Annotated in this window: 26 protein-coding genes and 1 tRNA gene; 7 read left to right on the top strand and 20 right to left on the bottom strand. The window is 69.0% G+C overall.

What is annotated here, in order from left to right:
• Positions 1–120 precede the first annotated feature (120 nt).
• Positions 121–474 carry a hypothetical protein gene (locus tag F3H13_RS13135; protein WP_149799472.1) on the top strand — a complete coding sequence of 118 codons (354 nt, stop codon included), beginning with the start codon at positions 121–123 and terminating at the stop codon, positions 472–474.
• A 40-nt stretch (positions 475–514) separates the two neighbouring features.
• On the opposite strand, the gene F3H13_RS13130 is transcribed toward F3H13_RS13135, so the two are convergent.
• The 17 genes from F3H13_RS13130 to ribH all read right to left on the bottom strand — a co-directional run bounded on the left by F3H13_RS13130 (position 515) and on the right by ribH (position 17,202).
• Positions 515–2,209, bottom strand: a complete 1,695-nt coding sequence (locus F3H13_RS13130) for a potassium transporter TrkG (RefSeq protein WP_149799471.1) — start codon at positions 2,207–2,209, stop codon at positions 515–517.
• A gap of 1 nt (position 2,210) precedes the next feature.
• Positions 2,211–2,894, bottom strand: coding sequence for a potassium channel family protein (locus tag F3H13_RS13125; RefSeq protein ID WP_149799470.1), 684 nt, complete (start codon positions 2,892–2,894; stop codon positions 2,211–2,213).
• A gap of 68 nt (positions 2,895–2,962) precedes the next feature.
• Entirely contained in the window at positions 2,963–5,245 is a 2,283-nt protein-coding gene (locus tag F3H13_RS13120; RefSeq protein ID WP_149799469.1) for an amino acid permease, read from the bottom strand.
• Positions 5,242–5,682 carry a universal stress protein gene (locus F3H13_RS13115; protein WP_149799468.1) on the bottom strand — a complete coding sequence of 147 codons (441 nt, stop codon included), beginning with the start codon at positions 5,680–5,682 and terminating at the stop codon, positions 5,242–5,244. The genes F3H13_RS13120 and F3H13_RS13115 overlap by 4 nt, the downstream gene beginning before the upstream one ends.
• A 120-nt stretch (positions 5,683–5,802) precedes the next feature.
• On the bottom strand, positions 5,803–7,371 hold the full coding sequence (locus F3H13_RS13110; RefSeq protein ID WP_149799467.1) for a TrkH family potassium uptake protein: 1,569 nt from the start codon (positions 7,369–7,371) through the stop codon (positions 5,803–5,805).
• Positions 7,372–7,477: 106 nt separating this feature from the next.
• A complete protein-coding gene (locus F3H13_RS13105; protein WP_149799466.1) occupies positions 7,478–8,980 on the bottom strand; it encodes a TrkH family potassium uptake protein in 1,503 nt (500 codons plus the stop codon).
• Between the two features lie 7 nt (positions 8,981–8,987).
• A complete protein-coding gene (gene trkA / locus F3H13_RS13100) occupies positions 8,988–10,325 on the bottom strand; it encodes a Trk system potassium transporter TrkA (RefSeq protein WP_149799465.1) in 1,338 nt (445 codons plus the stop codon).
• A gap of 88 nt (positions 10,326–10,413) precedes the next feature.
• The gene (locus F3H13_RS13095; protein WP_149799464.1) at positions 10,414–11,307 is read right to left on the bottom strand and encodes a mechanosensitive ion channel family protein; all 894 of its coding nucleotides are present in this window, start codon (positions 11,305–11,307) and stop codon (positions 10,414–10,416) included.
• Positions 11,307–11,552, bottom strand: a complete 246-nt coding sequence (locus F3H13_RS13090; protein ID WP_149799463.1) for a YhbY family RNA-binding protein — start codon at positions 11,550–11,552, stop codon at positions 11,307–11,309. The genes F3H13_RS13095 and F3H13_RS13090 overlap by 1 nt, the downstream gene beginning before the upstream one ends.
• 131 nt (positions 11,553–11,683) lie before the next feature.
• The gene (locus F3H13_RS13085) at positions 11,684–12,145 is read right to left on the bottom strand and encodes an SHOCT domain-containing protein (protein ID WP_149799462.1); all 462 of its coding nucleotides are present in this window, start codon (positions 12,143–12,145) and stop codon (positions 11,684–11,686) included.
• 84 nt (positions 12,146–12,229) lie between these two features.
• Positions 12,230–12,736 (bottom strand): DUF5797 family protein, encoded by a 507-nt coding sequence (locus tag F3H13_RS13080; RefSeq protein ID WP_149799461.1) that lies wholly within the window; start codon positions 12,734–12,736, stop codon positions 12,230–12,232.
• Complete coding sequence (gene gatA, locus F3H13_RS13075) at positions 12,733–14,037, bottom strand: Asp-tRNA(Asn)/Glu-tRNA(Gln) amidotransferase subunit GatA (RefSeq protein ID WP_149799460.1); 1,305 nt, start codon at positions 14,035–14,037, stop codon at positions 12,733–12,735. The genes F3H13_RS13080 and gatA overlap by 4 nt, the downstream gene beginning before the upstream one ends.
• Positions 14,038–14,373 carry an Asp-tRNA(Asn)/Glu-tRNA(Gln) amidotransferase subunit GatC gene (gene gatC / locus F3H13_RS13070; protein ID WP_149799459.1) on the bottom strand — a complete coding sequence of 112 codons (336 nt, stop codon included), beginning with the start codon at positions 14,371–14,373 and terminating at the stop codon, positions 14,038–14,040.
• Positions 14,374–14,470: 97 nt separating this feature from the next.
• Positions 14,471–14,896 carry a DUF5788 family protein gene (locus F3H13_RS13065; RefSeq protein ID WP_149799458.1) on the bottom strand — a complete coding sequence of 142 codons (426 nt, stop codon included), beginning with the start codon at positions 14,894–14,896 and terminating at the stop codon, positions 14,471–14,473.
• 96 nt (positions 14,897–14,992) lie between these two features.
• On the bottom strand, positions 14,993–15,505 hold the full coding sequence (locus F3H13_RS13060; RefSeq protein WP_149799457.1) for a universal stress protein: 513 nt from the start codon (positions 15,503–15,505) through the stop codon (positions 14,993–14,995).
• A gap of 110 nt (positions 15,506–15,615) precedes the next feature.
• Positions 15,616–16,770, bottom strand: coding sequence for a pyridoxal phosphate-dependent aminotransferase (locus F3H13_RS13055; RefSeq protein ID WP_149799456.1), 1,155 nt, complete (start codon positions 16,768–16,770; stop codon positions 15,616–15,618).
• A gap of 27 nt (positions 16,771–16,797) precedes the next feature.
• A complete protein-coding gene (gene ribH, locus F3H13_RS13050) occupies positions 16,798–17,202 on the bottom strand; it encodes a 6,7-dimethyl-8-ribityllumazine synthase (RefSeq protein ID WP_149799455.1) in 405 nt (134 codons plus the stop codon).
• A 529-nt stretch (positions 17,203–17,731) separates the two neighbouring features.
• Here ribH and msrA point away from each other — a divergent pair.
• Both msrA and F3H13_RS13040 read left to right on the top strand, forming a co-directional pair.
• Positions 17,732–18,271 (top strand): peptide-methionine (S)-S-oxide reductase MsrA, encoded by a 540-nt coding sequence (msrA, locus tag F3H13_RS13045; protein WP_149799454.1) that lies wholly within the window; start codon positions 17,732–17,734, stop codon positions 18,269–18,271.
• A 431-nt stretch (positions 18,272–18,702) separates the two neighbouring features.
• Entirely contained in the window at positions 18,703–19,383 is a 681-nt protein-coding gene (locus F3H13_RS13040; RefSeq protein ID WP_149799453.1) for a metallophosphoesterase family protein, read from the top strand.
• Position 19,384: 1 nt separating this feature from the next.
• Here F3H13_RS13040 and F3H13_RS13035 read toward each other — a convergent pair whose 3' ends face one another.
• Together F3H13_RS13035 and F3H13_RS13030 are read right to left on the bottom strand one after the other, a co-directional pair.
• A complete protein-coding gene (locus F3H13_RS13035) occupies positions 19,385–21,673 on the bottom strand; it encodes a prolyl oligopeptidase family serine peptidase (protein WP_149799452.1) in 2,289 nt (762 codons plus the stop codon).
• A 114-nt stretch (positions 21,674–21,787) separates the two neighbouring features.
• Positions 21,788–22,105 (bottom strand): hypothetical protein, encoded by a 318-nt coding sequence (locus F3H13_RS13030; RefSeq protein ID WP_149799451.1) that lies wholly within the window; start codon positions 22,103–22,105, stop codon positions 21,788–21,790.
• Between the two features lie 164 nt (positions 22,106–22,269).
• Here F3H13_RS13030 and F3H13_RS13025 point away from each other — a divergent pair, with 164 nt between their 5' ends.
• Both F3H13_RS13025 and F3H13_RS13020 read left to right on the top strand, forming a co-directional pair.
• A complete protein-coding gene (locus F3H13_RS13025) occupies positions 22,270–23,346 on the top strand; it encodes an NAD(P)/FAD-dependent oxidoreductase (protein WP_149799450.1) in 1,077 nt (358 codons plus the stop codon).
• Between the two features lie 112 nt (positions 23,347–23,458).
• Positions 23,459–24,232: an SDR family NAD(P)-dependent oxidoreductase gene (locus F3H13_RS13020; RefSeq protein WP_149799449.1), complete on the top strand. Its 774-nt coding sequence runs from the start codon at positions 23,459–23,461 to the stop codon at positions 24,230–24,232.
• Between the two features lie 244 nt (positions 24,233–24,476).
• On the opposite strand, the gene F3H13_RS13015 is transcribed toward F3H13_RS13020, so the two are convergent.
• Positions 24,477–24,547 (bottom strand) — tRNA-Gly (locus F3H13_RS13015).
• A gap of 226 nt (positions 24,548–24,773) precedes the next feature.
• Between F3H13_RS13015 and F3H13_RS13010 the strand changes: the two genes are divergently transcribed.
• Positions 24,774–25,298, top strand: a complete 525-nt coding sequence (locus tag F3H13_RS13010; protein WP_149799448.1) for a DoxX family protein — start codon at positions 24,774–24,776, stop codon at positions 25,296–25,298.
• 13 nt (positions 25,299–25,311) lie between these two features.
• Positions 25,312–25,596 (top strand): hypothetical protein, encoded by a 285-nt coding sequence (locus F3H13_RS13005; protein WP_149799447.1) that lies wholly within the window; start codon positions 25,312–25,314, stop codon positions 25,594–25,596.
• The last annotated feature ends 5 nt before the right edge of the window (positions 25,597–25,601 follow it).

The raw sequence follows: 25,601 nt of genomic DNA, 5'->3' as shown, positions 1-25,601 counted from the left end.
CCGTTATCCGCCGGTCCCGTATAAATATTCATTATATTTTAAAAGGTGTGAGTCGACCGTTCCCGTCGACTTCGAACCCACCGCGGATCGGTTATATGGGGTCGGTATCAACTCCCGGCTATGACCGATTCCACAGAACGGCCGACGCCTCCGGAAGGGCTCCCGCCGGCGGTGGTCGACGCGCTGACCGACTGCTCGCCCGGAGAGCTCCGCAAGGCGATCGTCCACGCGCAGGAGCTGCTCCACTACCACGGCGAGGCGGAGCTCCCGGTCAGCGCGGAGGACCGCGAGGACATCATCCGCGTTACCGAACACGAGGGGTACACCGAGGTCGTGAAGCAGTTCCGCTGCGCGGAGGGCTGCGAGGACTGCCCGCACGGTCCGTACCTCTACCACGTCACGGAGGAGCCGCAGCCGGACGGGAGCCGCAAGGTCCACTGGTCGTTCATGGGGACGGTACAGAAGACGGAGTGAGCGGGCCGACCGACCGCGACCGACGCCGCGACGCCGCCAATTAGGGGTTCAGGCCCCAGATCCCGGCCCGCAGGAACACCAACACCGGGATGATCTCCAGCCGCCCGATCCACATGTTGAAGAGGAACATCGCCTCCGCCAGCGGCGGCATCGACGGCCCGGTGATCCCCGAGGAGAGGCCGACGTTCCCCTGGGCGCTAGCGACCTCGAACAGCGCGTCGGCGTAGGTGAACTCCGGCCCGGCGAGGTTGACGAGGACGAGGCTGCCGACCGCGAGCGCGAGGAGCCACAGCAGGGTGACGATGGCGGCCTCGCCGAACTCCCGTTCCATCGTCTCGCGGTCCAGCGTGCGGTCGCCGAGACGGGCGGTGACGACCGCGTTCTTCGGCAGGAACACGCGGGAGAACTGCCAGACGATGCCGCGAGCGACCGTGTACGCCCGGACGATCTTAATTCCGCCGACGGTGGAGCCGGCCGCCCCGCCGAGCACCATCGCGACGACGACCAGCACCTTCGCGCCGGCGACCCAGTTCCCGATCGGGGCCGACTGGAAGCCGGTGGCGGTCATCGCGCTGATCCACTGGAACGTCGAGTCGCGGACCGCGTCGAGGCCCGCGCCGTCGAGCAGCGGGACCGAGAAGGAGAGGAACGACTCCGTCGCGAACGCCCCGGCGGTCAGCGGGACCGACGCGAGGTTCTGCGCCGAGAGCACGGCGACACCGGCGGCGAGCAGGACGAATAGCCACCGCGTCTGGAGGTCCCCCGCCAGCTTGCGGAGGTTCCGGTCGCGCAACACGACGTAGTGGACGGGGAAGGCGATCGCGCCGAGGACCATGATCGGCAGCAGCGCGGCCTCGACGAGCGGGGAGCCGTACGTCGCGATCGAGTTGTCCGTGACGGAGAACCCGCCGGTCGTCAATCCGGTCATGGCGTGGTTAAGCGCCTGCCAGGCGGTATCGCCGAGCGAGAGCGACTCGGCGTACGCGCTCTCGCTCCCCCGGATCGCGGTGAACAGCATCGCGACGGACAACAGCGTGTAGCCGACGACGAGCTTCCAGACGGTCCGGACCGTCGAGACGACGCTCGGGTGGATCTTCTCCTCGCGGGCCTCGCTCCGGTAGAGGGCGTAGCTCCCGCTGCCCGGCCGCGAGAGGATGGAGACGGTGAGGACGATGACGCCGACGCCGCCGACCCACTGGATGAACGAGCGCCACCACTGTATCGCCCGCGGCAGCGACGGCTCGTGGACCGCCATCGTCAGGCCGCTCCCGGTCCAGCCGCTCATGCTCTCGAAGACGGCGTGGAGCGGGTCCCGGAAGTAGGCCAGACTGGAGAGGGTCGTCGACCCGCCGACCGCGACCGGCTCCCACGAGGCGGTGTCGGCCGCGGCCGGGACGAAGGCGTCCATGACTGCCGGCGGCGTCAGCCACGCGGTGAGAAACAGCGGGAGGGCGCCGAAGAGGGCGACCGAGAGCCACCCGCCGGCGGCGATCACCATCCCGTGTTTCGCCTTCGGCTCTGGGGCGTCGGCGAACCGGCGATTTGCGGCCCCGCCGATCAGGGCCGTCACGCCGCCGGCGGTCAGGAACGCCAGCGCGGCGCGGAGCTCGCCGAAGCCGAGCGCAACGGCAACGGAGAGGGTCATCAGTCCGGCCTCCATCAGGAGGAGCGAGCCGACGTCGCGCGCGATGATCCCCAGGTCGGCCGGGAGCCGCCCGTCGGAGCGGTCGGTCATCTCACTCGCCGTCCCCGGAGCTGCCGAACACGTCCGTCACCTCGGGGGTCACGCCCTGTCCGGAGTACACCGTGAGCAGGTCGTCGGCCTCGATCCGGGTGTTTCCGCGCGGCGTTATGGGCGTCCCCTCGCCGTCGCGCTCGATCGCGACGATCAGCGTCTGCCCGCCGATGAGGTCCGCCTCGTCCGCCTCTCGTAACGTCCTGCCGGCGATCGGCGCGTCCGGGCCGACGGTGATCTCGAACACCTCGGCCTCCTCGCCGATGTGCATGAAGTCGACGACCGACGGCCGACTCACGGCCCGGTAGAGGTACTCGGCGATCAGGCTCTGGGGGTTCTGCATCGTGTTGACGCCGATCTGCTCGAACACGTTCATGTGCTCCGGGTTGTGGACGACGGAGACGATGTTCGGGACCGACAGCTCCTGAGCCAGCAGACAGACCATGACGTTCGTCGCGTCCTGATCGGTCGTCGAGATGAGCGCGTCGGCGCGCTCGGCGCCCGCGTCCTGGAGCGTCTCCTTGGAGGTCGCGTCGTCGTTGATCACGAGACAGTCGTACTGCCTCGAGGCTCGCTCCGCCCGCTCCGCATCGCGCTCGATGACGACGACCTCGTTGCCCCCGGCGGTCGCGAGGTCGACGAGCGGGGTGCCGATGTCGCCGGCGCCCACGACGATCAGATACATGTGACAGCCCTTCAGAATCGACGGCCGAAAGCCTACCGCTTAGCGCGCCCGCCGGGTGCGGAGCCCCCTCAGCGCCCGCCGAACAGCCGCTGCCACAGCGACCGCGCGGACGGGCGCTCCGAGAGCAGCACCGGCGTGTCGAGGTTCTCGATGGTCTCGAACGCGAGCGACCCACGGACGATCCGCGAGAGGAGGCCGCGCTCGGTCGCGCCGACGATCACGAGGTCGTACCCCTCGCCGACGCGGCCGATCGTCTCCTCGACGCCGCCAGTCTCGATCCGCAGGTCGGCGTCGCCGAGGCCGTGTCCGTCGGCCCAGCCCGCGAGGAACTCGCGGCCCGACGCCTCGTCGCCCTCGTCGACGACGTATAAAAGCGAGACGTCGACGCCGGCCGTCTCCCGGAGCGCCAGGGCGACCTCGGCCGAGAGGTCCGAGGAGGGACCGCCCGCGGTCGGCACGAGCACGTCCGAGAGGTCGAGCCGCTGGCCGTCCAACACGAGGAAGTCGCAGGGGAGGTCGTGGGTGAGTTCGTCGAGCGACCCTTCGACGCGCCCGCCGGCGAACCGTGTCCCGCCGTAGCCCATCACGACGGTGTCCGCGTCGTTCGTCCGCGCGGCGTCGAACACCTCCTCGATCCCGCGGTGCGAGAGGATCGTCTTCGTCTCGATGGGGACGTCGAACGCCTCAGCGTCGGATGCGGCGGCGGAGAGCAGCTCCTCGGACGACTGGTCGAGTCCGGTGCGGTTCTCGGCGGCCTTTTCGAGCGAAGTCTGGTCGGGAACCGTGACGATGTGCGTCGCGAGCACGCGGCCGCCCTCGTGTTGCGCGATGGCGCCGGCGAGCGTGATCAGCGCGCTCTCGGTCCGCGGGTTCGACACGGCGACCATGATCGTCGGCTCGTCGTTTCCGGCCCCGGTCGGCGCGACCGCGTCCGCGGCGTCGACGACCTGATCCGGGAGATCGCTCTCGCGGCTCCGGATGAACTCCGAGAGGACGCCCTGCTGGTCGGTCTTGTCGCGGGCGTAGAGGAAGTACCACGCCACGGCCGCGACGACGAACGCGCCCGAAAGTGCGATTTCGATCCCATCCATGAACGCGACGAGCCCGAGCGATAAGAGCGCGCCGAGGATCGGCGTGATCGGGTAGAACGGGACGGTGAAGTCCGGGTCGTACTCCGGCGTGTCGGCCTCGCGGAAGACGATGAGTCCGACGTTCATCAGCGCGTACACGATGAGGTGGAGCACGCTGGCCGCCTTCGAGAGGATCTCGATGTCCTGGCCCAACAGCGCGATGAACACCACAATGAGCCCGCCCGTGACGAGGATCGACCGGTACGGGGTCGCGTAGTTGGGGTGGATCTCGTTGAGCCAGTTGGTGACGATCTTGTCGCGCCCCATCGCGAAGTTGATCCGGGCGGACGCGAGGATCGAGGCGTTCGCCGACGAGGCGGTCGCCAGCAGCGCGCCGACGGTCATCACCGCGGCCGCGCCGGCCGCGACGCCGGTGACCGGACCGATCGACTCGGGGAAGGCCACGCGGGCCGCCTGCGCGACCGGCGCGTCCTGGCTGAGCTCCGGCCACGGGACGACGCCGAGCATCGTCGTCACGAGGACCGCGTAGATCACGGTGACGATCCCGACGCTCCCGATGATCGCGATCGGGAGGTTTCGCCCGGGATTTTTCAGCTCCTCGGCGACCGTCGCGATCTTCGCGTAGCCGAGGAAGGAGACGAACACGAGCGCGGTCCCCGGGAGGATCGCGCCGTAGCCGCCCGGCGCGAGGCCGCCCTCGTTGCCCGCGAGCGTCGCGTAGTCGAACGAGAAGAAGCCAGCGACCGAGAACACCGCGAGGATCGAAAGCAGGAGGGTGACGATCACCGTCTGGACCCCCCCGGTCTCCTTCGCGCCGACGTAGTTCACGCCGATGAAGACCGCGCCGGCGACGAGCGCGCCTACCTGAATCGCGTTGAGGCCCGGAACCGTCGGGAGACCGACGAACACCGCGAGGTACTGGCCGAACCCGATACAGTAGAACGCGGAGGCGAACGCGAGCCCCATCCAGTCGCCCATCCCCGCGATCGACCCGAACATCGGGCCGAGCGACTTGTTGATGTAGTAGTAGCCACCGCCGGCCTTCGGCATCGCGGTGCCGAGCTCCGAGACGGAGAGCGCGTTCACCATCGCGATCACGCCGCCGACCACGAACGACACGACGACGATCGGACCGGCGCCCCCGTCGGCGTTGACCGCGACGCCCGGGAGGACGAAGATCCCCGCGCCGATCATGGTGCCGATTCCGATCGTCATCGCCGACACCAGTCCCAAGTCTTTGGCCAGCTCCTCGTCGCTCATTCCCCGTCGTCACCCTGCGGGAGCGCAATCACTGGGAGCGGCGCGGTCGTCGCCAGCCTCAGCGAGATGTCACCCGAGAGGAATTGCATCAGCCGGTTCCCGCCGCGAGAGCGGTAGGCGACCGCGCTCGCGTCGACCTCGTCGGCCGCGTCGAAGATCGCGCCGACGACGTCGCGGGCGTACGCCGTGTGCTCGTCCGCGTCCGGGAACACTGTTCGGACCGCCGCGTACGACTGCGCGGCCAGTTCCTCGGACTGTTCGACGGGCGTCTTGTCCGGGACGCCCTCGCCCTTCTCGACGACGTGGAGCGCGGTCACGCGCTCCGGGTCGTACGGTTCGAGCGCCCGTGCGGTCGCCAGCGCGTCCTCCTCGTGTGCGACCGGGAGGAGGACGTGGCCGAGCAGACTCTGCCCGTCGGAGTCGTCGGGAGTCGTCATACCAACACCACTATTCTCGTCAGTTAAGAAGATACGCTCTCTCAAACCGAGCCGTTAGCGACGCGTAGAGGAACTCTCGGCCGTCAAGACCGCGATTTCGAACGCCGACAGTGGGAGCGATCACCGACTGTCGACCGCCGAGATGAACACCGCGAGCACCGGGACAATCTCCAGCCGCCCGATCCACATCAGGAAGATCATCAGCAGCTTCGAGGTGTCCGGGAAAAAGAGGTAGCTCCCAAACGGCCCAAGCCGGCCGAAGCCCGGTCCGATGTTCCCGATGGTCGCGAGCGATGCGCTGATCGACTCCAGCACCGACAGCTGGATTCCGACCCGGGTGGTGTCGAGCGCGATGAACACGGCCGAAAGCGCGAACAACACGACGTACAGCAGGGTAAACGCCATGATGCCGCGGATCGCGTCCTCGTCGACGACGCTCCCGCTAAGCCGGACCGGCTGGACGACATCGGGGTGGGCCGACGTGAACAGCTCACGGCGGATCGCCTTCGCGACGATGATCCACCGGACGATCTTGACCCCGCCGCCGGTCGAGCCGGCGGAGCCGCCGATGAACATCGCGAACAGGAGGAATATCTGCGCGTGCGTGTCCCACTGCGCGAAGTCGGCGGTCGCGTACCCGGTGGAGTTCAAAAGCGAGCCGATCTGGAACGCCGCCTGCCGAAGCGAGTTCCCGGCGACCCCCTGTGTCGTCCCGCCGAGTTCGATCGGCGGGGCCGCACCGCGGAAGAGCAGCACCGCGAGCACGGCGGTGACGACCGCGAGCGCTCCGGCGTACACGCGGAACTCCGCGTTCTCCAGCATGACTTCGGCCTCGCCGCGTAACACGTGCCAGAACAGCGCGAAGTTGACGCCGGCGACGACCATGAACGGGATGACCACCCACTGGACCGCGGCGGAGAACGCCCCGATACTGTCGGCCTGCGGTGAGAAGCCGCCCGTCGGAAGGGTAGTGAACCCGTGTGCGACGGCGTTGTAGAGGTCCATGTTCGGCGCCATTCCGAGAAGGTGGAGCGCGTACAGGAGGGCGGCGAGCAGGACGGTGAAGCCGAAGTAGATGAGCCAGAGCGCGCGCGCCGTCTCCGCGATCCTCGGCGTGAGCTTCTGGAGCTCCGGCCCGGGCGCCTCCGACTCCATCAGCTGGGCGCCGTTGACGGCGACCTCCGGGAGGATGGCGATCATCAGGACGATGATCCCCATCCCGCCGAGCCACTGCGTGAGCTGTCGCCACATCAGCAGCGCGTGGGAGTGTTGATCCGTGCTGATCGCACCGAGGACGGTCGCCCCTGTCGTGGTGAACCCACTCATTGATTCGAACAGGGCGTTGACGATAGATCCCGTGAAGGCGGCGAACGAGCCGGTCTGAAGCCCGACCGTCGAGCTCGTCCCGTAGCCGGCGAGCAGGTACGGAACCGTGCCGATGGCCGCGGCGGCGAGCCACGCGAGCGAGACGAAGAGCAGCGCCTCGCGGGGGCCCAGGTCCGGCTCGGGATCGACCCGCTCGACCGCCAGTCCGAGCGCCGCGACGACCGCCAGCGAGACGAGGAACACCCAGATGTCCTCGCCGTACACGACCGCGACGATCAGCGGAACCAACATCGTGAGCGCGAGATACTTGATCCCGACCCCGAGAAGCCCGACGCTCGCCTTCCAGTTGACGCCCCACGACATAATTACTCGATCGATATGGGAGTCGCCCGTTCGCTGTATTAAACTGTCGAAGGGGGGCCGGATCCGGGAGCGCCGGGACGGCCCCGTCGCGGCCGCTCACGGACCGTTACGACGTCCAGAACGCCTTCGTGAACAGCACGAGGACGGGGATGATCTCGATCCGGCCGATCCACATTAAGACGATCATCACGGCCCGCGTGCTCAGCGGGAACGTCGCGAACGTCCCGTACGGACCTGCCTCGCCGAACCCCGGCCCGATGTTGAGAAACGTCGTCGCCGCGGCGCCGAGCGCCTCGAACTCGGTCACCCGGACGTCGCCGCGCTCGGCGTCGACGACGATGACCACGGCGAGCAGGAAGAAGATCACGATGCTGAGGAGGAGGTACGCGTAGATGTCGCGGATCGCGCCCTCGTCGACCGACTTCCCCGAGATCCGGACCGGTCGCACCGCCTCCGGGTGGATCGACGTGAAGAGGTTCCGCTTGAACGACTTCAGCGCGACCAGCCACCGGAGCGACTTGATCGAGCAGGTGGTGGAGCCGACCATTCCCCCGATGAACATCCCCATGAACAGCATGTGCTTCGCCGCGGGCGCCCACTGGACGTAGTCGGTGCTGGCGTACCCCGTCGTCGTCACGATAGAAGCGACGTTGAAGACGGCGTGCCGGAGGGTCGCCTCGGGACCGTAGGCGACGCTCGGATCGAGGAACAGCCCGAGCGCGACGACCGACGCCAGCGTCCCCATCGCGCCGAGGTAGAAGTGGAACTCCTCGTTCCGGAGGAGGCGCATCGGCTCGCCGTTGATGGCGAAGTAGATGAGGATAAAACTCGTCGAGCCGATGACCATGAACGGCACCACCGCCCACTGAATGAGCGGGTGGAACGCGCCCACCGAGCGCGGCTCCGGCGAGAACCCCGCGGTCGCGACCGACGTGAACGCGTGGGCGACCGCGTTATACAGGTCCATCTTCGGGTCGACGGCGAGGCCGAGCAGGAAGTAGACGACGACCGCGAGCCCCGTGAGCCCGAAGTAGATCCCCCAGATGAGCTGCGCCGTCCGAGAGATCTTCGGCGTGAGCTTGTTGACGTCTTGCGTCTGCGACTCCGACTCCATCAGCTGCGCCCCGCCGACGCCGATCTCGGAGAGCACCGCGGTCGCGAGGATCAGGATACCGAGTCCGCCGAGCCACTGGATCACCTGTCGCCACATCAGGACGGAGCGGGAGTGGACGGAGAAGTCGCGCAGCACGGTCGCGCCGGTCGTCGTCAGCCCGCTCATCGCCTCGAACATGGCGTTGATCGGGTGCGCGACGGTCCCCACGCCCGCGACGACGAACGGGATCGCGCCGACGGCGGCGACGAGGAACCAGATCATCGCCACCGCGAGGAACGCCTCTCGCGGGCCGAGGTCTTCCGCCGGGTCCTGCACCGACCGGAACGCCGCGCCGAGCGCGATCGAGACCGCGATCGCCGCGAGGAACGGGACCGGCGACTCGCCGTAGTAGAGCGCGACGAGGAGCGGGAACGCCAGCGGGACCGGGAGGGCGGCGAGGACGTCGCCGGTGAGACCGACGCTCGCCCGCCAGCCGACGCGGATCCCGCTGGTCATCGACGCCTCACGCCATCGAGGTGATCTCGCTCACGGAGTCGGACTCCACGAGGAGGATCACGTGATCGCCCGGCCGGAGGACCGTGTCTCCGCGCGGTGTCACGAGCTGGTGTTCGCGCGTGATCGCACCGATAACGAACCGCACGTCGCTGTCGGCGACGATCTCCGAGATGGGGCGGCCGACGAGCCCGCACCCCTCGGTGAGCTCGAGTTCGAGGACCTCCGCCTGGTCGTTCTCCAGCACCGCGATGTTCTCCGCGACGCTCTCGTAGGTGAACCGCGTGATCTCCTCGGCGGTCACGGTGCGGGGGTTGATCGCGATGTCGATGCCGATCTCCTCGAAGACGGTGACGTAGTCGGGGCTGTCGACGACGGCGATCACGCGGTCGACGCCGAGGCGCTTCACGAGGACCGAGACGAGGAGGTTCTGTTCGTCCGACCCGAGCGCGGTGACGACGATGTCGGCGTCGTCGACGTTCTCTCGCGTGAGGAACTCCGCGTCGGTCGCGTCGTGTTCCATCACGACGGATTTGGGAAGCTGCTCGGCGAGCCACCGCGCGCGGTCGCGGTCCTTCTCGATCACCCTGGGCTGGAGTTCGCGCTCCTCGAGCAGTCGGGCGGTCTGGTAGCCGATCTCGCTACCGCCGACGATGACGATGTCGTCCGCGTCGTCCGGCGTCGTCTCCGGCGCCACGTCGGTCGCGAACGACTGGACGCTCTCGGGGCTCCCGATCACCACGGCGCGGTCCCCGACGGCGATGTCGGTGTCCCCGCGGGGGATGATCATCTCGCCGTCGCGGAACATGCCGACGAAGGTGAGCGACTCGAACCGGTCCGCCTCCGAGACGGTCTGTCCGGCGACGGGGCTGTCTTCCGCGATCTCGAACTCCGCCATCTGGACGAGCCCGCCGGCGAAGGGGTCGACGTCGACCGCCGCCGGGAGCCCGATGACGCGGACGATGTTCTCCGCGGTCAGGAGATCCGTACACACCATGAAGTCGACGCCGAACGCCCCCTCGCTGCCCTGCCACGTGCGGAGGAAGTCCGTGCTCTTCACGCGGGCGATGGTGAACCCGCCGCCGAGCGTCTTCGCGGTGCCGCAGGCGACGAGGTTCGTCTGATCGTTGTCGGTGCAGGCGATGACCATGTCCGCACGGCCGACGTCCGCGGCCGTCTGGATCTCCGAGGACGTGCCGTCGCCCGCGATGGTGAGGACGTCGAGTTCGTACTTGAGCTGTTCCGCCCGGTCCGGATCGACGTCGACGACGACGACCTCGTGGTCCGACGCGAGACTCGCGGCGATGCTCGTCCCGACCTCGCCGGCCCCGATGACGACCACGTACATGGACGCATCGACCACGCGGACCCACTAGTGGGTTACTATCGCTCCCGCCGGGCGCGGTCGCCCGGGTTCGGCCGTCATCGCCGAAGACTCAGTCGCCCCCGCCAAACGACGAGGGGTCAGTCCACTCGTTCCGGCCCGAGACGGTCCGCTGCGGGAACGGGATCGAGATGCCCTCGTCGTCGAACCGCGCCTTGACGGCCTTCACGTAGTCGGCGCGCGCCTTCACGAAGTCCGCCCGCGACGGGTCGTCGATCCAGATACGCGACTGGAGGCCGACGTAGGAGTCGGCCAGTTCGGTCAGCCGGACCGACGGCGCGGGCTCTTCGAGGATCGCCTCGCTCTTTTCGGCCTCCTCGACGATGATGTCGGTCGCCGTCTCGACGTCGTCCTCGTAGTCGATCCCGAAGACGAACTTCAGACGGAGCGTCTTCTTGGCGACCGGGTTTTTCACGACGTCGCTCGTCAGCGTGTGGTTCGGCACCGTGAGCAGCTCGTTGTCGAACGTCCGGACGCGGGTGACGCGGAAAGAGATGTCCTCGACGACCCCCGAGTTGTCGTTCCACTCGATCCAGTCGCCGATGCGGAACGGCTTGTCCGTGTAGATGAAGACGCCGGCGACGAAGTTCTTGATCACGTCTTGCAGCGCGAAGCCGATCGCGAGCGTCGCCGCGGCCGCGATCGTCGCCAGCGAGCGCAGGAACCCCTGGTAACCCGCCGCGCCGAACGCGACCGTGACGCCGGCGAACAGCACGAGGAACGCCACGATCTTCTGGAGCGGACGCCGGGCGTGCTCGTCGAGCCCCTGCCGGTCGAAGACGCGTCGGAGGACCGACGTGACGAGCGACTTATAAACGACGTACGTCGCGACGACGACCGCGAGGAAGATCGCCGCGTCGACGGCGAGGTCGGTCACCGGGCCGAGGTACGGCTCCAGCGCCCTCGCGACCGCGAGCGGTCCGATCGTTCCCGCGGCGGCGCTCATCAGTGGAGCACCGCCGTGTTGCCGCGCGTCTCGATCAGGTCGGCGCCGACGGCCTCGGCGAGCTCATCGGCGAGCTCATCGGTCGACGTCCCGCCGCGGGCCGCCCGGAGGAACTTCACTTTCACCAGCTTCCGGTCGTCGAGCTGGTCGGCCAGCTCGTCGACGACCGAATCGATACCGTGTTTCCCCACCCAGACGGTGACGTCGAGGTCGTGCGCCTCCTTCCGGAGTTCCTGGTCGCTCATACGCGGTCGAGTCGGCCGCGCGCATTGAAGCTTGAGGTTCGGCCGCGTCGCCCCCGCGGCGCGAGTGAGATCCCCGCGACAGTGGTTCAGACCCGCGTCGCGCTCCCGCTCTACCGCCCTCCCGTGTCGCGTCAGCGCTCCCGCTCCACGTCTCGATTTCGCTCCACGTCGCGCTCCAGCTTCCCCCGGTTCCGTTCCGCCCACTCGGCGGCGTCCTCGGGCGTCTCGGTCTCCAGCAGGCGGTCGAGCTTCCGCTCGAACTGCTCGTCGGTGAGGTCGCCGTTCGCGTATCGAGTCCGCAGCCGCGCCAAGGCGTCCGTCGTGTCGTCGGCCGCGTCGTCGCGCTCAGCCGCCTTGCCGCGCTCGACGCGGACCGAGCCCGACTCCGACTCGACGTGGACGGACTCCGCTTCCTCCTCGTCGAACAACATCGAGACGATCGGGACGATCACGATATACCCGAAGAGCATGAACCCGAGCCACCAGTCGAACCCGGCGAGGAGGGCGGCGAGCCACGTGCCCGTCACCGTCGTGGCGGCGATGCCGCTGGCGTTGCGGCGGAACCGCTCGCGGAGGGTCTCGTCGTCGGCCATCGGTAGCAGGGTGTCAGTCGTGGTACAAAATCGTGTCGGCGGTTACGCGCACGACCGGGCTGGGGTCGGCCGCGTCGCGGCCGCCTACGCCTCGACCTCGACCGTGATCTCGTCGCGGTCGACCGCCAGTCGGAACGTCGGCACGGTCCGGTAGACGACCTCGACGACGTTCTTGCGTTCGAGGCTGCGGAGCGCCCGCCGCACCGCGTCCACCTCGGGGTCGGCGTCGAACGCCTCGCGGACCGCGTTGAGCACGCTGACGACGGACTGCGAGCGCTCCTCGGGGCCGGCGAGCACGTCGACGACCCGCGATTCCAGCTCGGAGACGCGGATCGTCTCCGGGACGGCGCCGCGCGCGACCGCGTCGGGCTCGACGCCGGGCTCGACGTCGACGAGGTCGTTCGCCTCGGCCGTTGCGCGGATCAGGCTGTCGTCGTCGCGGTAGTAGTACTCCTTCAGGTGGTTTTCGAGGTAGCCGTGGACCTCGCTGCCGCTCTCCATCTCCCAGGCGTCCTGGAGCTCGCCGTTCTTCGTCGGCTGGAGGCGGACCACGTCCGCGAGCCGCCCGCGTTCCTCGTCAGTGAGGCTCATCGCTCTTCGACCGCGCTCGCGGCGCGGACGATCGTCTCCTCGCCGAACTTCGGCCCGACGAGCTGGAGCCCAACGGGGAGCCCGTCGGCCTCGCCGGCGGGTACCGATATCGCGGGGAGATTCGCGAGGTTCACCGGCGTCGTGTTCGCGTCCGCGAGGTACATCCGCAGCGGGTTGTCGAGGCTCTCGCCGAGCTCGAAGGGGAGGACCGGCATCGTCGGCGAGGCGATCACGTCCACGCTCTCGAAGGCGTCCTCGAAGTCCTGCCGGACCCACGCGCGGGCGTCCTGCGCCTTCTCGTAGTACTTGTCGTGGTAGCCGGCCGAGAGCGCGTACGTGCCGAGCAGGATCCGGCGTTTGACCTCCGCGCCGAACCCCTCCTCGCGCGTCTCCGCGAACGACTCGTTCCAGTTGCCGTCGGCGTCGCTTCGGTGGCCGTACCGCACGCCGTCGAAGCGCGCGAGGTTCGAGGAGGCCTCCGCCATCGCGATCACGTAGTACGCCTGGACCGCGTGCTCGACGGAGGGCAGGGAAATCTCGGTCGTCTCGGCGCCCTGCGCCTCGAGGTCGGCGATCGCGGCCTCGACCGTCTCGACGACGCGCTCGTCGGCGCCGTCGAACAGCTCGGCGGGAACGCCGACCGTCAGCCCCGCCACGTCGCCGTCGGCGGCCGCGGCGTAGCTCGCGTCGGGGTCCGCGCCCTCGACGTCCGCGAGGTCGCGGGTCGTCCCGTCGTTGGGGTCGGCGCCGGCGATGACGTCGAGCGCGGCGGCCGCCTCCTCGACGGTGCCCGCGATCGGCCCGATCTGTTCGAGCGAGTTCGCGTACGCGATCAGTCCGTAGCGGGAGACGAGCCCGTAGGTTGGCTTGATCCCGACGACGCCGCAGAACGCGGCCGGACACCGAACCGAGCCGCCCGTGTCGGAGCCGAGCGCGACGTCGGCCTCGCCCGCCGCGACCGCGGCCGCGGAGCCCCCGGAGGAGCCGCCCGGGACGCGGTCGGTGTCGGCCGGATTCCGCGTGGGACCGAACGCGGAGGTCTCGGTCGTCGTCCCCATCCCGAACTCGTCCATGTTCGTCTTGCCGACGACCGTCGCGCCCGCGTCGGTCAGGCGGTCGACCACGGTCGCGGAGTACGGGGGGACGTAGTCGGCGAGCATCTCCGAGCCGCAGGTGGTCCGGATCCCCTCGGTGGAGATGTTGTCCTTCACCGCGACGGTCGCGTCCGCGAGGGGACCGTCGGCGTCCGCGTCGCCCTCAATCGTCTCCTCCGTCACGAAGGCGTTGATGTCGGCCGCCATCTACGACACCTTCGGCCCGACGAAGAAGCCGTCCTCCGTCTCCTCGGCGTTCGCGAGCGCCGCCTCCTGTGAGAGCCCCGCCTCGACCTCGTCGGGGCGCATCACGTTGACCAGTTCCTCCTCGCGCTCGGTCTCGGGGACCTCGTCGAGCGCCTCGAAGTACTCTAAGATGTCGCCGAACTGCGCCGCGAACTCGTCGACCTCGTCGTCGGCGAGCCGTACCCGGGCCAGATCCGCGACGTGCCGGACCTCCTCGGCGTCGACGGCGGTCGCGGCGTCGTCGCCCTCATCGGGCGCCTCCCCCGCGTCATCCGTCGACTCGGACGTATCGCTCATACGCTCAGGTGTTTCGCTCCGGGAGTAAGGGTTTCGGAACGGCCAGCGTCGGTCTCCGATCCGCGGCCCCGTCAGGCGTCGGTCGTCGGACCGCCCCTCACTGCACCGCGTCGACGAAGGCGAGCCAGCGCTCGTGACCGTCGAGCGTCGCGGAGCGGTGTTCGTCGGCGAAGTCAGGGTGACGGATGGTGTCCAAGGCGTTCAGCGCCCGGTCAATCCCGACGATTTCATCCGCGAGCGCCTCGGCTGTCTCGCGGTCGAGCGGATCGTTGGTCGCGTCGCCGCTCTCGCCTTTCAGGCGGTCTATCCGCCGTTCGCGCTCTGCGCGGAGCGTCGTTTTCACCGACGAAACCTTCCGATCGACCTCCGGCGGGACCGTCTCGATGGCGCGCGTTTCGACGATGAACTCGGAGAGGTCGACCTCGGTCCCGTCGATGGCGACCATGTCCGGGACCGACGCGCCGATCGTCGCCGTGCGACTGGTGACCCGATCGAGCAACTCCTCGCGGAGGGTCTCGTCCATACTCACCGATCGATTGGGACCCGAAAATGTGCTTTGGTCGATGTCACCGCGTCACGAGCCCGAGAGGGGGACGTCGTTCGCGGTCGGCCCGCACCGTCACTCGCTCTCGTCGGCCCGCACCGTCACCACCGGCGCGTCCGAGAGCCGCACCACTTTCTCCGTGACGCTGCCGAGCAGGTAGCGCTCGACACCGGTCCGACCGTGGGTCCCCATCACCAGAAGGCCGACGTCGTGGTCGTCGGCGTACCGCAGTATCACCTCGTGCGGTGTCCCCATCTCGACGGCGGTCGTCAGGTCGATCCCGTCGGCCGAGCCGGCCGAAGCCTCGATGAGCTCTGTCGCGTTGGCGGTAAGCTCCTCCTCGATCTCGTCGGAGTCGGGGGCATCCTCGTGTCTGCCGATGTACCCCTCGTTGGGGGACCGCCCGCTCATCGCCTGACTCTCCTCGTCGAGGAACGCGCCGCTCACCCCGAGCCCGCCCCCGCGGGTGTCGATCACGTGCAGGACGTGTACGGTCGCGTCGAACGCAGACGCGAGCGCCCCCACGTGTGCCGCCGCCGCCTCCGAGCCGGCGCTTCCGTCCGTCGGATACAGTATCTGGTCGTACATCGTACCACCAAGTTGAAATTTCGAAGGGGAGTGATAAAAGCACACCGCAGATTGCCGGTATCCGCCGATCCGGTCACCGATCGGGTTATCGCTCGGAGCGGGTCCCCCGTTTATAAGAGGTCGTTTGAGACGAGTCGGTCGACCGCCTCGCGCAGGCGCTCCTCGCTCGCGGCGTAGGAGATACGCGCGTAGCCGGGGGCGTTGAACGCGCTGCCGGGGACGCAGGCGACCGCGGCCTCCTCGATGGCCGCCTCGCACCACGCCTGGTCGTCGTCGTCGACCGGGATCATCATGTAGAAGGCGCCGTCGCCGACGTCGACGTCGACGCCGTGCTCGTCGAACAGGTCGACGAGGAGGTCGCGGCGGTCGGCGAAGGCGTCGCGCATCTCCTCGACCGCGTCCTCAGTGTTCTCTAACGCCTCGATCCCCGCGCGCTGGACGAAGTTCGTCGCGCAGGAGACGGAGTGGGAGTGGAGCTTCCCCGCCTCGCCGACGAACTCGTCGGTCGCGTGGAGGTAGCCGAGCCGCCAGCCGGTCATCGAGTACGCCTTCGAGAAGCCGTTGATCGTTATCGTGCGGTCGGCCATCCCGTCGAGGCTCGCGAGCGAGACGTGGTCGGTGTCGTAGACGATACGCTCGTATATCTCGTCGGAGATGACGGCGACGTCGTGCTCGACGGCGAGGTCGCGAACGCCCTCCAGCGCGGCCTCCGAAAAGACGGCGCCCGTCGGGTTCGACGGGGTGTTCACCACGAGTAGCTCGGTGTTATCCGAAACCGTCTCCGCGAGCTCGTCGAGCGCGGGCTCCAGCTGGAAGCCGTGCGGCGCGAGGTCGACCCGCGAGAGGTCGGCGCCGGCGAGCTTCGCCATCGCCTCGTAGGAGACCCACGCCGGGTCCAGCAGGACGACCTCGTCACCCCCGTCGATCAGCGTCTGGAACGTCTCGTAGAGGGCCTGCTTGCCGCCGGGGGTGACGATCACCTCGTCGGCGTCGGCGTCGACGCCGTTCCCGCGGAGCTTCTCCGCGATCGCTTCCTTGAGTTCCGGGACCCCGTTCGAGGAGGTGTACCCCGTGTGACCGGCGTCGAGGGCCGCCTTGCCGGCCTCGACGACGTTCTCCGGGGTGTCGAAGTCGGGCTCGCCGACCGAGAGGTCGACGATGTCCGCCCCCTCCGCCTCCTTCTCCGCCGCGAGGTTCGATATCGCCAGCGTCGCGCTGGGCTCTACGCGTCCGATCCGCTCTGAGAAGTCGTATGCGTCGCTCATGTGTCGTGTGTGGTCGGCTCGTGTCTGTCAGTCGAGTTCTTCGGCGAGGTCGACCGCGGCCGCCGCCGCGTCCGCGCCCTTGTCGATCCGCTCGCGCGCCTCCGCGCCGGACATCCCCGGGCCGCTCACGCCGAAGGCGACCGGGGTGTCCCGGTCGAGGCTCACGTCGGTGAGCTTCTCGGCGGTCGCGTTCGCGATGACGCGGTCGTGGTCGGTGTCGCCGGTGACGATGGCGCCGACGACCGCGACGGCGTCGACGTCCTCGCGCCGCGCGAGTCGGTCGGCGGCCAGCGGGCTGTCGTACGCGCCCGGCACGTTCAGTTCGTCGACGACGACGGCGTCGCGGTCGGCGGCCGCCTCCCGGGCGGCCTCGGCCATCGGCTCCGTGACGGAGTCGTTGAACCGCGCCACCACCAGTCCCAGCGAGACCATACCGGGACTGACGCGGGAGGCGGCAAAGGTCTACCGTTCGAGCGCAGGGTTGCCGGGCGAACGCGTTCGGGAACCGGCATCGGACGGGCTGCTGTTTATAAATAGATCCGCGGTGGCGCGTGCCTGCGAGGCCGCCCCGCGGCCGAGCAGCACCGCGCGAGGGACGCCGCGAGCGACCGGAGGGAGCGAGCGGCGAGGCTGGGGAGGAGTGAGGCGCGGTCCCTGGCGGTACGGGGTGGGGTGGGACTCAAAGGGGCAGTCGGCGAGGCGGGCGCAGGCGACGTAAGCACCGTAGCGAAGGAACGGAGTGACTGAGCGAGGAGCGCAGCGAGCGTGCGCCCGCCTCGCCGACTGGGGCTTTGCAGGCGTTCGCCGTCGATCCGCCAACAGCTATTTATAAGCGAGCGGCTGGGGCTTTGGAGGTCTCCGCCGTCGATCCAGCACCGATCATTTATAAATAGCCGATCCAGTCCACGCTCACGTCTCGCGCCACGCGTGATTAATATGTCTGCGCCGCCAACAGACATCCATGACGAACACCGAGACCGCGACGGTCGGCGGCGGCTGCTTCTGGTGCGTCGAGGCGGCGTTCAAGGAACTCGACGGCGTCGAGAGCGTCACTTCCGGCTACGCCGGCGGCCACGCCGACGACCCCACCTACCGCGAGGTGTGTAGCGGCAACACCGGCCACGCGGAGGTCGTTCAGGTCGAGTACGACCCCGACGCCCTCTCGTATGAGGACATCCTCGAAGTGTTCTTCACGGTCCACGACCCGACCCAGCTGAACCGGCAGGGGCCGGACGTTGGCAGCCAGTACCGGTCGATCGTGCTCTCCCACGACGACGAGCAGCGCGACGTCGTCGAGCGGTACGTCGAGGCGCTCGACGAGGAGGGCGGCTACGACGACGAGGTCGTCACCGAGATCGAGCCGCTGGAGACGTTCTACCGCGCCGAGGAGAAACACCAAGACTACTTCGAGAAGAACCCGGCCGACGCCTACTGTACGATGCACGCGCAGCCGAAGGTGGAGAAGGTCCGCGAGCGCTTCCGCGAGAAAGTGAAAGCGTAAGCGTCGGTACGGAATACCGTCGAAGCTTCGGTCGATTATTTATAAACATCTGATTGCGGATCGGCGGTGAACACCGCCGAAGCCCCAGTCGCGAGGGCGGCGCACGCTCGCTGCGCTCCTCACTCGGTCGCTACCGCTCCCTCGTTGCGGTGCTTACGTCGCCTGCGCCCGCCTCGCGACTGCCCCTTCGAGTCCCACCCCACACCGCACGGCACCGCAGCCTCAGGCCTCCCCAGCCTCGTCGCTCACGCCCTTCGGGCGTTCGCGACTCCCTCGCGCGCTCCTCGCGGCCGCCTTCGGCGGCCACTCGGAGGCACGCGCCACCGCAGATCCATATTTAAACCCACTCTCGAAACCCCACGACCCAGTCACCCGTCCTACGAACCATCTCGCCGCAACCTATTCCCTCCCGCCGATCGAATCACACATCGATGAAGATCGGCCTCATCTCGGACGTCCACGCGAACTTCCCCGCGCTGGAGACCGTACTCGACGACATGCCCGCCGTCGACCGGATCTACTGCGCGGGCGACGTGGTCGGCTACAACCCGTGGCCCGCCGAGTGCGTCGAGCGCGTGCGCGACATCGCGGCCGCGACGGTCCGCGGGAACCACGACCGGACCGTCGAGACCCCGGAGCGCTACCGCGCCAACCGGATGGCCGAGGCCGGGCTCGAACACGCGAAGGCGTCCCTCTCGGACAACCAGCGCGAGTGGATCGGCGACCTCCCGCGCGCGGAGACGTTCGCGGGCGACCGATACCTCCTCGTTCACTCCCATCCCGCCGCCGAGCGCGAGGACGCCTACGTCTACCCGGAGGAGTTCCCCAACCTCGACCGCCACATGGGCGAGTACGACGGCATCGTCCTCGGCCACACCCACGTTCAGGGGTGTCGCGCGGTGGCCGGCGGGTTCGTCTGTAACCCGGGCAGCGTCGGCCAGCCGCGCGACGGCGACCCGCGGGCGGGCTACGCGGTCCTCGACACGACGGCCGACGGGACCGACGCGGTCGAAACCCGTCGCGTGGAGTACGACGTCGACCGCGTCGCGGAAGCGGTCCGCGAGGCCGACCTCCCCGAACTGACCGCCGAGCGCCTCTACGAGGGCGAGTAGCTCAGGCGCCGTCGCGGTCGCCGCCGGCCTCGCCGTCGACGTCGCGGTCGCCGCCGGAGTCGCCCTCCCCGCCACCGACCTCGATCCCAAGCTGCTGGTACAGGAACGCCCACGAGTCCGTCTGCTCGTCGACGATCATCGATGTCGGCTTGCCGACGCCGTGGCCGGTCTCGCCTTTGGTCCGCAGCAGGAACGGGCCGCCGTCGGCCTCGTTCTGGAGCCGCGCGGTCATCTTCCGGGCGTGCGAGGGGTGGACGCGCGTGTCGCTCGCGGCCGTGGTGAAGTAGACGGGCGGGTGCGTCGCCTCGGGGTCGACGTTGTGGTACGGCGAGTAGTCGCGGAGGTACTCGAACGCCTCCGGGTCCTCCGGGTGTCCGTACTCTGTCGTCCACGACTCGCCGAGCAGGAAGCGGTGGAACCGGAGCATGTCGAGCAGCGGGACCGCGCACTGCGCGGCTGCCCACAGGTCCGGGCGCTGGGTGACGACCGCGCCGACCGAGAGCCCGCCGTTCGACCCGCCGGCGACGGCCAGGTGGTCGGTGTCGGTGAGTCCCGACCCGCAGAGCGCCTCGCCGGCCGCAATGAAGTCGTCGAAGGTGTGCTGCTTGTCGGCCAGCATGCCGGCCTCGTGCCACGGCTCGCCGTACTCGTAGCCGCCGCGGGCGCACACCGCCGCGAACGCGCCGCCGTCCGCGAGGAACGGCAGCCGGAACCGCCCGAACGAGGGCGTGATGCTGTTCCGGAACCCGCCGTAGCCGTAGAGGAGGGTCGGACGCGGGCCGTCGACCGCGACGTCCTCGCGATAGCAGACGAACACCGGCACCTCGGCGCCGTCCGTCGAGTCGACGAACCGCTGTTCGACGACGAGGTCGTCGGGGACGGGCAGGTCGACCGAGTCGAGTTCCGTCGACGCGAACTCGGTCGCCTCACCAGCCGCTTCGCCGTCGCCGCCGCGCCCGTCGCCCCCGACTCCCGATTCGGCGTCGAGGTCGAGCCCGCGGACCGCCGGCGGCCGATCGAAGCCGGTGAGCCCGAAGAACGCCTCGGGCGCGTCGCGGTTCCCGGAGAGCCACGTGACGGAGCAGTACGACGGCAGCGACACGTCGCGCAGGTGCGTCCCGTCGCGGTCGTGGACCGAGAGCCGGGAGTGCGCGTCCCGCTGGCGGTGGACGAGGAGCCGCCCGGGGGTCGGCACGACAGACTGGATGATCCCCTCGCCCCCGGGGAGCAGCTCCCGGCACTCCTCGAACGAGAGGTCGCCCTCGCGGAAGCGGTCGACCGAGCAGGCGAGCAGCCGCCGCCGCGGCGCGCCGTGGTCGGTCGAGACGAACGCCGTCCCGCCGTGGAACCGGACCGACGTCTCGGCGTCGGCCTCCGTCAGGACCGGCCGGAGGTCGCCGTCGACGCGGACGTACCACTCGGTGCCGCCCACCATCTCGGAGAAGGCGACGGCGAGCAGGCCCGAGTCGGGGTCGACGGTCACCCGGGGCCAGACGTGCTGGTCGTCGTGTTCGAGGAGGACCTCCTCCTCGTCGGGGCCGTCCGCGAGCCGGAACCGGCGGATCTCCTTGTCCATCTGCGCGCCGTCGGCCGCGCCGCCGGTGGCGACGTAGACGAACCCCTCGCCGTCCGCGTCCCACGCGAGGCTCCCGGCGTTGACGCGGCCGCGCTCGGGGAGGACCGCGACCTCCTCGACGCCCGAGCCGTAGCCCGCTGCCGCGTCAGAGTCCGATTCATCCCCGTCCGATTCCAATTCGGCCCCGCCCGATTCCGGTCGCTCCGCGCTCGGTTCGGGCACGGAGAGCACCCGCACGTCGTAGTTCTCGTCGCCGCCCTCGGTGACGCCGACCGCGACGCGCTCGCCGTCGTGGGACGGGACGTACCACGCCATCGACCGCGGCGGGCGGTCGTCGTCGCGGTTCGCCGCCCACGCGTTCGGGTCGACGAGGACGCGGTCCGCGCCGTCCGGCGCGCCGCGCACGACGAGCCGGGCGTGGTCGGCGCCCGGCTCGCGGACCGTCGCGAAGTACCACCCCTCGCGGACGGCTATCGGGCCGTAATCGGCCACCTCGACGAGGTCCTCGAAGCGCGGCCGGAGCCGGTCGCGGAGCCCGTCGTCGAGGGCGTCGTCGACGTGGGCGTTCTGCGCGTCGACCCACTCGCCGACCGCCGCGTCGTCGCCTTCGAGCCATCGGTACGGATCGTCGACGTCGACCCCGTGGAGCGTTTCCGTGACGACATCGCGTCTGGTCTCCGGCGGGGACGAGGCCGGAGCGGACTGGCGTGACATATATATTGGCCTCTCACCGATGCGGCAAAACGACTGGGATCGCGGCGGCAGAGGCCGCCGCACCGCTCGCCCCGCGGACGACGCGGGCGTTCGACCGCGGCCCGGCTGCGACTCTCACGGCCACACGCCCGCGACGAACAGGAGGTTGCGAGCGGCAACCACGAGCGAGAGGACGCCGACGCCCGCGCACATCAGGGTCGCGACGAACCGCCGCGTGCCGCCGGCGACCGCGACCGGAACTCCGATGACCCCCATCCCGACGACCTTCGTGAGGAGCATGCCGCCGAGGAGGCCGAACCGCGAAATGAACAGCCGGCCGACCGGCGACCCCTCGACGTACTCGCTCCCGGTGAGCGCGACGTACGTCGTTCCGACATCGGCGGCGGCCCCGACGATTAGGAGGCCGACGGCGAGCGCGAGACGGGAAGGCACTGACCGAGCGAACGCGGTACGGACGCATAAATCTCCGGGCACGCGGTCGGATAGCGGCGACATCCGTAACTCGGACTCATTCGGTCACACACGACGGCCGTGGCTGGTCGCCGCGCGCGCACAGCACGGCGCCATTTAAACCACCGCAACGCATACATCTGGTAATGAGTTCGTCCGACGACGAGTACGAGATCGCGGTGGTCGGCGGCGGGCCGGCCGGGCTGACGACCGCGCTGTACGGGGCCCGACTGGGCCACGAGACGGTGCTTATCGACCGCGGCGGCGGCCGCGCGGCGATGATGGCCGACACCCACAACGTGATCGGCGTCACCGAGGAGGTGTCCGGGAACGAGCTTCTCGCGACCGGCCGCGAGCAGGTGCAGTCGTACGGCGGAACCTTCGAGCGCGGGTTCGTCACCGACGTCGTGCGCACCGACGACGACCGGTTCCGCCTCTCCACGAACGACGCCGAGATCCTCGCGGACCGCGTCGTCCTCGCCACCGGGTTCTCCGACGAGCGTCCCGATCCGCCCCTGCCGCGGAACGCAAAAGGGCTTCACTGGTGTCTCCACTGCGACGCCTACATGTTCGTCGACGAGCCGGTGTACGTGATGGGCCACGGGGAGGCCGCCGCGCACGTCGCGATGATCATGCTGAACATGACCGACGACGTGGACCTCCTGACCCGCGGCGCGGAGCCGACGTGGAGCGACGAGACGGCCGCGCAGCTGGACGCGCATCCGATCGACGTGATCCACGAGGACGTCGCCGGCGTCGAGAACGACCCCGACTCCGGCTGGCTGGAGGCGATGGAGTTCGAGGACGGCACCCGCCGCGAGTACCGCGGGGGCTTCCCGATGTACGGCTCCGACTACAACACCGCCCTCGCCGAGGGGCTCGGCTGCGACCTGACCGACGGCGGCGAGATCGACGTCGACGACCACGGCCGCACCAGCGAGGATGGCGTGTTCGCGGTCGGCGACATCACGCCCGGCCACAACCAGGTCCCGGTCGCGATGGGTCAGGGCGCGAAGGCGGGCATCGCGATCCACAAGGAGATCCGCGAGTTCCCGCGCTCGACCGAGGATATCGCGCGCGACGGCCCCGTCGGTGACGACGAGGTGCCGGCCATTCCGCCACACCTCATGGCGACCGCCATCTCCCACGAGGGCCACGCGGGCGGCCCGCGCGAGTCCGCCGAGGTCGATAACACCGAGGCGCCGGCCGCGGACGACGACTGAGGCGGCCCGATCCCGGCGGTCGCCGCGGGCCGGACGCTCTCGAAGCGGTCTCGCGATCGGCGTACGGAACCGCGACACCGACCTTTTTGATCCGGCCTCTCCGATCAGTCGTATGGGAGCCATCAGCGCGGACTTCGCCGGCGAGACGGTCGTGGTCACGGGCGGATCGAGCGGGATCGGTCGCGCGGTCGCGACCGGCTTCGGCGACGCAGGGGCGACCGTGATCAACGCCGACGTTCGCGCGGCGCCGAAAGACGTCGACGCTAAGGCGCCCACGCACGAGGCCATCGAGGAGCGCGGGGGAACCGCCGCGTTCGTCGAGACCGACGTCTCAGAGCCGAGCCAGATCGAGTCGGTGATCGCGGCGGCCCGCGAGTTCGGCGGGGTCGACGTGATGGTGAACAACGCTGGCGTCCACCGCAGCCTCGAGTTCCTCGAGGTCGACCCCGAGGACTTCGACTTCGTCCACGGCGTCAACCTCAGAGGCGCGTTCTTCGGCACCCAACTCGCCGCGAAAGACATGATCGACCGCGGCGTGGAGGGAGCGATCCTGAACACCTCGTCGACGACGGCCGAGCGCGCCGAGTGGGACCACTCCCACTACGCGGCGACGAAGGGCGGCATCCAGATGCTCACCCGAAGCGCGGCGCTCGAACTCGACGACTACGGGATCAGGGTGAACGCGGTCGCGCCGGGACCGATCGCCACCGAGATCCGGGAGGGGTGGGCCGACGAAGCGAGAGACTCCGTCGAGGGATCCGATGGGCTCCCGTCCCGAGCCGGCACGCCCGCGGACCTACGTGACGCCTACCTCTATCTCGCCTCCGAGGGCGCGAGCTACGTGACCGGCGAGACGGTGTGGGTCGACGGCGGTGCGAGCCTCTAACAGTATTCGTCGAGCGAAGCGGACGTTGACTGACAAATCAGTCAGAAAATGCGCCGGCCGGGACTCCCGTGAGCGAGCGCAGCGAGCGAGCGGGAGTACGGGCGGCGCACGACCGCAGGGAGTGCGCCGGCCGGGATTTGAACCAGAGGAAGACGGTCCTGCTCGCTCGCTTCGCTCGCTGTGCGGGCTGCGACTTCCAGGGTTCAAATCCCTCTCGGCGATTTCTCTCACTTCGTTCGAGAAATGCGCCGGCCGGGATTTGAACCCGGGCCATGAGCTTGGAAGGCTCAGGTCCTACCACTAGACCACCGGCGCTCGCGTCCGTCGATGACGCACCTACACGTAGGCACAACGTGTTTCATAAGCGTTCCGTGTTCGCGTGGAACCCGCCGGCGAAACGTCGACAGGTTAGAGCTATACAATTAAAGAGCCCCGATACTGCGGACCCCTCCCAGCGCGCTAGAACGCTTTTCAGCCGCTTAGAAACCTGTTCGGTACATATGTGTCTACCCACCCAACGTACACCCGTGAGGTGACACCGATGTCATACCAATCTAGCAATCCGCTGGTCGGCGAGACCGAGTTCGCGCTGGACGGCCCCTGGGCGACGTACTGGATCGCGTTCCTGCGCGTCGTCACCGGCTGGTGGTTCTTCCACGCCGGGATCACGAAGATCATCGAGGACGGGCTCGCGTACAGCTACGGCCCGATGTACATGTCGGAGATGAGCGGGACCGCCCTCGGCGGCATCCCGGTCTGGATGGGGAACAACCTCGCGTGGCTCATCGAGCCGGGGGTCCCCCTGTTCGAGACGCTCATCGGGCTCGCGCTGATCGCCGGAGCCCTGACCCGGTTGGCCGCGTTCGGCGGGGTCATCTTCATGGTCCTGTTCTGGATCGGCAACGCCGGGTTCGGCAACGGCGTCGTCAACGGCGACCTGATGGGCCTGCTCCTGTTCCTGACGGTGATCGTGCTCGCGGCCGGGCGGTACTACGGCCTCGACGCGCTCATCGAGGAGACGGCATTCGTCAAGCAACACCCCAAGCTGCGGTACCTGCTCGGTTAAGAGGTGACCACAAATGACAGACATCATCGACACGGCGGCGCGGGCGCTGAGCGCGGGACTGATGCTGTTCGGCATCGTCGTCCTCGGGATCGTCGAGATCCTGGCCGGCGAGCCGTACAGCCCGGTCCCGATAACGAACGAGGCGGGCGACGTGGTCGCGACGCCGCTGATCTCCCCGGAGATTCGCACGGCGTTCGTCCTGGCGGGCATCGCGGTGCTCGGCCTCTACGCGGCGTACCGGCTCGTGACACCGATGCCGGAGGACAGCGACGTCCGCCACGAGACGATGGCGGACTGAACCGC

This window comes from Halorubrum xinjiangense, assembly GCF_900102375.1.
Classification (GTDB): Archaea; Halobacteriota; Halobacteria; order Halobacteriales; family Haloferacaceae; genus Halorubrum; species Halorubrum xinjiangense.
Note: the sequence above shows the minus strand (reverse complement) of the source record. Positions and strands in the feature narration are given on the sequence as shown.

Coding starts and splice junctions, on each gene's coding strand:
- F3H13_RS13135 (WP_149799472.1), top strand. CDS start 121: ATGACCGATTCCACAGAACGGCCGACGCCTCCGGAAGGGCTCCCGCCG.
- F3H13_RS13130 (WP_149799471.1), bottom strand. CDS start 2,209: ATGACCGACCGCTCCGACGGGCGGCTCCCGGCCGACCTGGGGATCATC.
- F3H13_RS13125 (WP_149799470.1), bottom strand. CDS start 2,894: ATGTATCTGATCGTCGTGGGCGCCGGCGACATCGGCACCCCGCTCGTC.
- F3H13_RS13120 (WP_149799469.1), bottom strand. CDS start 5,245: ATGAGCGACGAGGAGCTGGCCAAAGACTTGGGACTGGTGTCGGCGATG.
- F3H13_RS13115 (WP_149799468.1), bottom strand. CDS start 5,682: ATGACGACTCCCGACGACTCCGACGGGCAGAGTCTGCTCGGCCACGTC.
- F3H13_RS13110 (WP_149799467.1), bottom strand. CDS start 7,371: ATGTCGTGGGGCGTCAACTGGAAGGCGAGCGTCGGGCTTCTCGGGGTC.
- F3H13_RS13105 (WP_149799466.1), bottom strand. CDS start 8,980: ATGACCAGCGGGATCCGCGTCGGCTGGCGGGCGAGCGTCGGTCTCACC.
- trkA (WP_149799465.1), bottom strand. CDS start 10,325: ATGTACGTGGTCGTCATCGGGGCCGGCGAGGTCGGGACGAGCATCGCC.
- F3H13_RS13095 (WP_149799464.1), bottom strand. CDS start 11,307: ATGAGCGCCGCCGCGGGAACGATCGGACCGCTCGCGGTCGCGAGGGCG.
- F3H13_RS13090 (WP_149799463.1), bottom strand. CDS start 11,552: ATGAGCGACCAGGAACTCCGGAAGGAGGCGCACGACCTCGACGTCACC.
- F3H13_RS13085 (WP_149799462.1), bottom strand. CDS start 12,145: ATGGCCGACGACGAGACCCTCCGCGAGCGGTTCCGCCGCAACGCCAGC.
- F3H13_RS13080 (WP_149799461.1), bottom strand. CDS start 12,736: ATGAGCCTCACTGACGAGGAACGCGGGCGGCTCGCGGACGTGGTCCGC.
- gatA (WP_149799460.1), bottom strand. CDS start 14,037: ATGGCGGCCGACATCAACGCCTTCGTGACGGAGGAGACGATTGAGGGC.
- gatC (WP_149799459.1), bottom strand. CDS start 14,373: ATGAGCGATACGTCCGAGTCGACGGATGACGCGGGGGAGGCGCCCGAT.
- F3H13_RS13065 (WP_149799458.1), bottom strand. CDS start 14,896: ATGGACGAGACCCTCCGCGAGGAGTTGCTCGATCGGGTCACCAGTCGC.
- F3H13_RS13060 (WP_149799457.1), bottom strand. CDS start 15,505: ATGTACGACCAGATACTGTATCCGACGGACGGAAGCGCCGGCTCGGAG.
- F3H13_RS13055 (WP_149799456.1), bottom strand. CDS start 16,770: ATGAGCGACGCATACGACTTCTCAGAGCGGATCGGACGCGTAGAGCCC.
- ribH (WP_149799455.1), bottom strand. CDS start 17,202: ATGGTCTCGCTGGGACTGGTGGTGGCGCGGTTCAACGACTCCGTCACG.
- msrA (WP_149799454.1), top strand. CDS start 17,732: ATGACGAACACCGAGACCGCGACGGTCGGCGGCGGCTGCTTCTGGTGC.
- F3H13_RS13040 (WP_149799453.1), top strand. CDS start 18,703: ATGAAGATCGGCCTCATCTCGGACGTCCACGCGAACTTCCCCGCGCTG.
- F3H13_RS13035 (WP_149799452.1), bottom strand. CDS start 21,673: ATGTCACGCCAGTCCGCTCCGGCCTCGTCCCCGCCGGAGACCAGACGC.
- F3H13_RS13025 (WP_149799450.1), top strand. CDS start 22,270: ATGAGTTCGTCCGACGACGAGTACGAGATCGCGGTGGTCGGCGGCGGG.
- F3H13_RS13020 (WP_149799449.1), top strand. CDS start 23,459: ATGGGAGCCATCAGCGCGGACTTCGCCGGCGAGACGGTCGTGGTCACG.
- F3H13_RS13010 (WP_149799448.1), top strand. CDS start 24,774: ATGTCATACCAATCTAGCAATCCGCTGGTCGGCGAGACCGAGTTCGCG.
- F3H13_RS13005 (WP_149799447.1), top strand. CDS start 25,312: ATGACAGACATCATCGACACGGCGGCGCGGGCGCTGAGCGCGGGACTG.